The sequence below is a fragment of the Hydrogenophilus thiooxidans genome, assembly GCF_019049855.1.
GTDB classification, from domain to species: domain Bacteria; phylum Pseudomonadota; class Gammaproteobacteria; order Burkholderiales; family Rhodocyclaceae; genus Hydrogenophilus; species Hydrogenophilus thiooxidans.
Window position 1 is genome coordinate 122253 of the sequence record NZ_JAHLSY010000005.1, and the last position, 6499, is coordinate 128751.

Sequence of the window (6499 nt, forward strand, 5' to 3'; positions counted from 1 at the left end):
GCCCGTCGATCAGAAACTGCGGCGCTTCACCACCGGCGGCGGCGCGGGGGCGCAGCGGGACGGCCTGACAATCCACCTGGGGTTTCCAGTTGCAGCGCAACAGCCCTACGAAGAGCCGCCTACCGGGCGAACTGGCGGCGCAGACACGCCCGCGCGGCCAGCTCGATGCCCAGCTGCTGCGCCGCATCGACGCCGCCCTCAACCTGCGCCTGTCCCTGCAGAACCTGCTCGACGGGGATAGCCGCCGCACCGCCGAGGCGCGCAGCGGCGCCGACGTTTGGCAACTGGGCTCGCATGAGACCGGCCAGCGTACCTGGCCGCTCGCGCTGGAGGGCAAGTGGTAGTTCTGCCGCATTCATCTCAACAACCCAATGGAGAACCCTATGAGTCAGATGCTCGAAATCGTGATGTACCAGACCGCCCAGGTCTTCCTGATTCCGACGCTTGTCGCCATTGCGGTCATGTTCATCTACGCCTTCTATGCGCTCGGTGCCTTCGCGGTGCAATGGTGGCAGCGCCGTAAGACTGCCATCTCGTTCGATGCGCCGCGCGGTTTCCCGCTCGTCGCATGGGCGCGCGGGCGTTCCGCCATCAGCGACGACGACCTCGACGTGATGGCGCACAAACTGCTTGAACTACCACGCATGGTGACGCGCGTGGCACCGATGCTCGGTCTGGTGGCGACGATGATCCCGTTGGGGCCGGCGCTCAAGGGCTTGTCGGACGGCAATCTTGCGCAAGTGTCGGACAATCTCACCGTCGCGTTCTCGGCGGTGATCCTTGCGCTGATTGCGGCCGCCATTACCTACTGGATCGTTTCCGTGAAGCGCCGCTGGCTGGCCGAGGAGTTGGTCTGGCTGATGGCGCACAACCGGCGGCCGCCAGTTGGGAAAGTCGCCGATAGTAAGATCGCCGACGAAGTTGAAGCGGGAGCCATTGCATGAAGTTTCTGCACGAACCGGAATCCGACGACCCGATCCTCTCGGTCGTCAATCTCATCGACATCTTCCTCGTCATCATCGCCGCGTTTCTGATCACCGTGGCGCAGAACCCGCTGCTCAACCCCTTCAGCAAGCAGGACGTCACCGTCATCACCGACGCCGGGAAACCGTCGATGGAGATGATCGTCAAGAAGGGCGAGAAAATCGAAAGGTACAAGGCCAGCGGTGCGATCGGCCAAGGCGAGGGCGAAAAGGTCGGCACCGCCTACCGCATGCGGGACGGATCGTTTATCTATGTGCCGGAGGGGAAGGAATAGGGCATGCTGTGCCGCCGTTCCGCCAGCATTGGTTTTCCAGCGGGCAGCCCAGTGCGCTTTTGTTGGGTATATACCCGACGCACAGGAAACAGCTTGCATTGGGTGCTATTGTGTGACCAGCGTGCTATGCTATAATTCGTAAGGTGTCGGGGCGTAGCGCAGCCTGGTAGCGCACCTGCATGGGGTGCAGGGGGTCGCGAGTTCAAATCCCGCCGCCCCGACCATTTTCTCCAGAGAGCGAACACAATCGGTGTCCCAAACGGGGCTTTTTTTGGCGACGGAGTATTAGAAAATGATAATACTCAGAAGCGTGTTGGTGCTGGGAGTTGCCGGGTTTTTGGCCGCAAGCGCTTGGGCGCAAACCGCGCAAGAAGCAGCGCAAAGTGACGCGGCGCTTGCGGTCGGTGTCGTGGAACGGCAACCGGTTCGCGAGCGGGTCGTTGCCGAAGGGGTGATCGAAGCGGTCTTGCAAGCGCGGGTCGCGCCAGAGGTTGCCGGCCGGGTCATCGAAGTGCGGGTCGATTCGGGTACGAAGGTCAAAGCGGGAGATCTTCTTTTCGTGCTCGACGATGCGGCGGTGCGCCAAGAGGTAGCCGCAGCACGCGCGCGCTTGGCGCAGGCCGACGCGAACCTTGCGCAAGCGCGTGCCGAATGGGAGCGGGCACAGAACCTCTTTGCCCAGAAGTTCATCAGCGAATCGCGTCTCGATTCGGCGCGCACCGCTTTGAACGCCGCTCAAGCGGAACGCAACGCGGCGCATGCGCAACTGGCGCGCGCCGAAGCGGCGCTTGCTTATACCCAAGTGAAAGCGCCGTTCGACGGAGTGGTTGCAGAACGGTATGTCAACCAAGGTGACATGGCGCAGCCCGGGCAGCCGCTCCTCTTGCTCTACCAGCCGGGCGCGTTGCGCGCCGTGGCGCAAGTGCCGCAAGAGCGGATTCGCGCGTTGGGGCAGCCGCTTGCTGCCCGCGTCGAAGTCCCCGGGCAAGCGCGTGCTTGGAACGCTACTGCGGTGACGGTGCTGCCCGCGGTCGACCCGAAGACGCAGACGCAGACCGTGCGTGCCGATCTTCCGCCAGACGCAGGTGATGGGCTGGTTCCCGGGACGTTTGCCCGAATGGAGATCTCCGCAGCGGGTGGGGAACGGCTCGTCGTGCCCACGCAAGCGATCCTACGGCGTGGCGAATTGACCGCAGTCTATGTCGAAACCGCCAACGGTTGGCGCTTGCGCCAGGTTCGCCTGGGGGATCGCGTCGATGAGGCGCACGTTCAGGTTCTGGCTGGGCTCGCAGCTGGGGACCGTGTTGCGCTCGACCCGGTGAAAGCAGGATTGATCGCGGCACAAGCGGCGCGCGGCGACGGTGACCGGTCGTAAGGAGCCTGTGATGCGCGAACCGATCCTTCCTGGCGAAACCACGGGCAACCCGCTCGGCATTTCGGGGCGCACCGCGGCCACGTTCCAGCGCAACGCCATTACGCCGCTCCTCGCGCTCGTCCTCTTCTTGGTCGGGCTTTTCGCGATCGTTATCACGCCGAAAGAGGAAGAGCCGCAGATCGACGTGACGATGGCCAACGTGCTGGTCCCCTGGCCTGGCGCGTCGGCGAAAGACGTCGAGGCGATCATCGCGCGGCCGGCGGAACTGGTGCTGTCGCGCATCGCCGGCGTCGACCACGTTTATAGCGTTTCGCGCCCGGGAATCGCGGTGATCACGGTGCAGTTCAAGGTGGGCGTGAAGAACGAAACCGCGCTCGTGCGCCTTTACGACACCGTGATGTCAAACCGCGATTGGCTCAGCCCCAACCTGGGTGTCGGCGAACCGATCGTCAAGCCGAAAGGGATCGACGACGTTCCCGTCGCGGCATTCACGCTCTTTACGCGCGATCCCGAACGAGCCGGGTACGACTTGGAGCGGGTTGCGCACGCGCTGGAGCTCGAACTCAAACGGGTTGAAGGAACACGTGACGTGCGCACGATTGGCGGCCCGGGGCAGGTGGTGCGTGTGGTGTTCGACCCGGTGCGGTTGAACGCCTACAACCTCACCGTCGATGAGCTCAAAACGGCACTGTCGCTTACCAACGTCTCGCTGCCTGCCGGGATGCTCACGCAGGACAACCGCGAAGTGCTCGTGCGCACGGGGTTGTATTTCGATTCGGTCGAAGATGTCGCCAATATCGTTGTCGGCGTCGTCGAAGGGCGACCGGTCTATCTTCGCGATGTTGCCGAGGTGGCGCTCGGTCCAGACGAGCCACGCCGTTACGTCTGGTTTGGCGCCGGGCAAGCCGGGGCGGAGACGTTGGGCATGCCCGCGGGCGCGTCGCAGCCTGCGGTGACGATCTGGGTCTCGAAAAAACCGGGCGCGAACGCCGCAACCGTGGTCGATGCATTGGTCGAACGGATGCGGCTTCTGGAAAACCAGATCATTCCGGAAGGGATCGCCTGGCAGGTGACGCGCGACTATGGCGCGACGGCAACCGACAAAGCCAATACATTGATCGGTAAGCTGATTTTTGCTACCGGTGCGGTGGTGGTGTTGGTGCTCTTGACGCTGGGGTGGCGCGAAGCGGTGATCGTCGGTGTTGCGGTGACGCTCACCCTCATGGCCACGCTCTTTGCCTCGTGGGCGTACGGTTTCACCTTGAACCGCGTTTCGCTCTTTGCCCTCATCTTTTCGATCGGCATTCTGGTCGATGACGCGATCGTCGTCGTCGAGAACATCCACCGCTGGCACCACCTCAAGCCTGGGGAACCGCTGTGGCGCGTGATTCCGCACGCGGTCGACGAGGTGGGTGGGCCGACGATCCTCGCCACGTTCACCGTGATCGCGGCGCTGTTGCCGATGGCGTTCGTCACCGGCCTGATGGGGCCCTACATGAGCCCGATCCCGATCAATGCGTCGATGGGCATGTTCCTTTCGCTCCTCGTTGCGTTCATCGTCACCCCGTGGCTCGCGGGCAAATTGCTCCCCGGCGGGATGGGGAACGCCGGTGCTTCAGCCGGTGACGCCCACCCGCACGAAACGAAGGACGATCGCATTACCGCGGCGCTCGACCGGCTCTTTCGTCGCATCTTCAACCCGATCATGCACCCGAAATACGGGGCGTGGGTTCGCTTCACCTGGGGCCTTGCGGTGATGGCGCTCATTGCGGTGGCGCTGGCGCTACCGGTGGTGCAAGCGGTGATCCTCAAGATGCTGCCGTTCGACAACAAGAGCGAATTCCAGGTGGTGGTCGATATGCCGCTCGGCACCCCGCCGGAGATGACCAGCCGCGCGCTGCAAGAGATGGGCGAAGCGCTGGCGGCGGCGATCCCCGAGGTGCGCGATTGGCAAGCGTACGCGGGTACCGCGAGCCCGATCAATTTCAACGGGCTGGTGCGGCAGTACTACCTGCGGCAGATGCCGGAGATGGGCGACCTGCAGATCAACCTGGTCGACCACCGCCACCGCCACCGCAAGAGCCACGAGATCGCGATGGCCGCGCGCCCGATCGTGCAGGAAATTGCGGCGCGCTACGGGGCGACTGCCAAAGTGGTCGAAGTCCCGCCGGGGCCGCCGGTACTTTCGCCGATCGTCGCTGAGATCTACGGGCCGAGCTATGAAGGGCAGATCGCGGTGGCGCGGCAAGTTCGGCAGGTGTTGGAGACGACGCCCGACGTGGTCGACGTCGACGACACTATCGAAGAGGTCGCGCCAGAACTGGTGCTGGTGGTCAATCAGGCGAAAGCGGCGCAATACGGGGTGGCGCAAGCGCAGATCGTTTCGACCATTCGGGTCGCCCTTTCGGGAGATTCGGCCACGTCGCTCTTTGGGGGCAACAACCAGTACGAAGTGCCGGTGCGTATCCAGATGAACGCGGCGCAAAAAGACCGCATCGAGCGGGTGCTGGCGCTCAAGGTCCGTTCGCGCGAAGGGCAGTTGGTGCCGATCGGCGAGCTGGTCGATCTGGTCGAGCGGCCGCGTGAGCAGGTGATCTACCGCAAAGACCTGCTGCCTGTCGTCTATGTGACCGCCGACGTTGCCGGTCGCACCGATTCGCCGCTTTACGGGATGTTTGCCGCGCGTGCGGCGCTCGATGGGCTGGCGTTCTCCGGCCCCGGTCTCTTCGGCAAGCTGAATGAATGGTTCATCCAGCAACCGAAGAATCCGTACGCGGAATACGCGGTGAAGTGGGATGGTGAGTGGCAGGTCACCTACGAGACCTTCCGCGATATGGGCGCCGCGTACGCCGTCGGGTTGGTGTTGATCTATCTCTTGGTGGTCGCGCACTTCAAGAGCTACGGAACGCCCCTCATTATCATGGCGCCCATTCCGCTCACGATCATCGGGGTGATGCCCGGTCATGCACTCCTCGGGGCGCAGTTTACCGCTACCTCGATGATTGGGATGATCGCGCTGGCGGGGATCATTGTGCGCAACTCGATTCTGCTCGTCGATTTCGTGATCCAGCAGGTTCGCCAGGGAATGGCGTTCGAAGAGGCGATCATCCGTTCCGCCGCGGTGCGCGCGAAACCGATTGCGCTTACCGCGCTCGCCGCGATGATCGGTGCGTTCTTCATCTTGGACGACCCGATCTTCCAGGGGTTGGCGATCAGTTTGATCTTTGGCGTCTTCGTTTCCACTTTGTTGACGCTCGTGGTGATTCCGATGCTGTTTTACGCGGCGAAACGCAAACGGGTTGCCGAGCTGGCCGCTGCTGCGGCGTGACCCCATGCTTTCGTCGCGTAAGCGGTAACGGGTGGGCTTGGTTGTTGGGACATGGGTTGGTTCAAAAACAAGGAGGCTGCAATGAAGCAAATGACTGTCAATCAGTGGGTCCGTGCGTTTGCCGGGTTTTTCGTGCTGTTGTCGTTGGCGCTCGGCGTGGAAGGCTCTCCCCTTTTTGTCAGCAAGAACTTCCTGTGGTTCACGGCTTTCGTGGGCGCGAACCTCTTCCAGAGCGCGTTCACTGGGCTCTGCCCGCTCGAGAACATTCTGCGCAAACTCGGGGTGCCTGAAAGCGCAGGCGGTTGCCGCTGAGAGAAAGAGCGTTTGGCGAAGCGGCGCCCCTTGGGGTATCTTTGCCACTGGCGATCTTTATGGTGTGATCGCAACCGGAAGGAGAAACGCCGTGGTCAAAAGGGAGCGCCGCAAACTCCCTATTGGAATCCAGACCTTTGCGAAAATCCGCGAGCACGACGCCTACTACTACGTCGACAAGACCCCGTATGCGCTGCGCCTCATCGAAAGCGGCACCCACTACTTC

At 62.8% G+C, this 6499-nt stretch carries 7 protein-coding genes and 1 tRNA gene; all 8 read left to right on the top strand.

The features are described from left to right. Positions 1-89 precede the first annotated feature (89 nt). Positions 90-344 carry a hypothetical protein gene (locus tag KUL93_RS04125; RefSeq protein WP_217125830.1) on the top strand — a complete coding sequence of 85 codons (255 nt, stop codon included), beginning with the start codon at positions 90-92 and terminating at the stop codon, positions 342-344. 39 nt (positions 345-383) lie between these two features. Then, positions 384-944 carry a MotA/TolQ/ExbB proton channel family protein gene (locus KUL93_RS04130; protein ID WP_217125831.1) on the top strand — a complete coding sequence of 187 codons (561 nt, stop codon included), beginning with the start codon at positions 384-386 and terminating at the stop codon, positions 942-944. Continuing rightward, on the top strand, positions 941-1258 hold the full coding sequence (locus tag KUL93_RS04135; RefSeq protein WP_217125832.1) for a DUF2149 domain-containing protein: 318 nt from the start codon (positions 941-943) through the stop codon (positions 1256-1258). The genes KUL93_RS04130 and KUL93_RS04135 overlap by 4 nt, the downstream gene beginning before the upstream one ends. Positions 1259-1405: 147 nt before the next feature. Further along, positions 1406-1482, top strand: a tRNA-Pro gene (locus tag KUL93_RS04140). 68 nt (positions 1483-1550) lie between these two features. After that, positions 1551-2633, top strand: coding sequence for an efflux RND transporter periplasmic adaptor subunit (locus KUL93_RS04145; RefSeq protein WP_217125833.1), 1083 nt, complete (start codon positions 1551-1553; stop codon positions 2631-2633). Positions 2634-2643: 10 nt separating this feature from the next. After that, positions 2644-5961: an efflux RND transporter permease subunit gene (locus tag KUL93_RS04150; RefSeq protein ID WP_217125834.1), complete on the top strand. Its 3318-nt coding sequence runs from the start codon at positions 2644-2646 to the stop codon at positions 5959-5961. Between the two features lie 90 nt (positions 5962-6051). Beyond that, positions 6052-6273: a YgaP family membrane protein gene (locus tag KUL93_RS11400; RefSeq protein ID WP_346731641.1), complete on the top strand. Its 222-nt coding sequence runs from the start codon at positions 6052-6054 to the stop codon at positions 6271-6273. A 91-nt stretch (positions 6274-6364) separates the two neighbouring features. Then, a partial coding sequence (locus tag KUL93_RS11690; RefSeq protein WP_346731642.1) for an AAA family ATPase occupies positions 6365-6499 on the top strand: 135 nt, incomplete at its 3' end.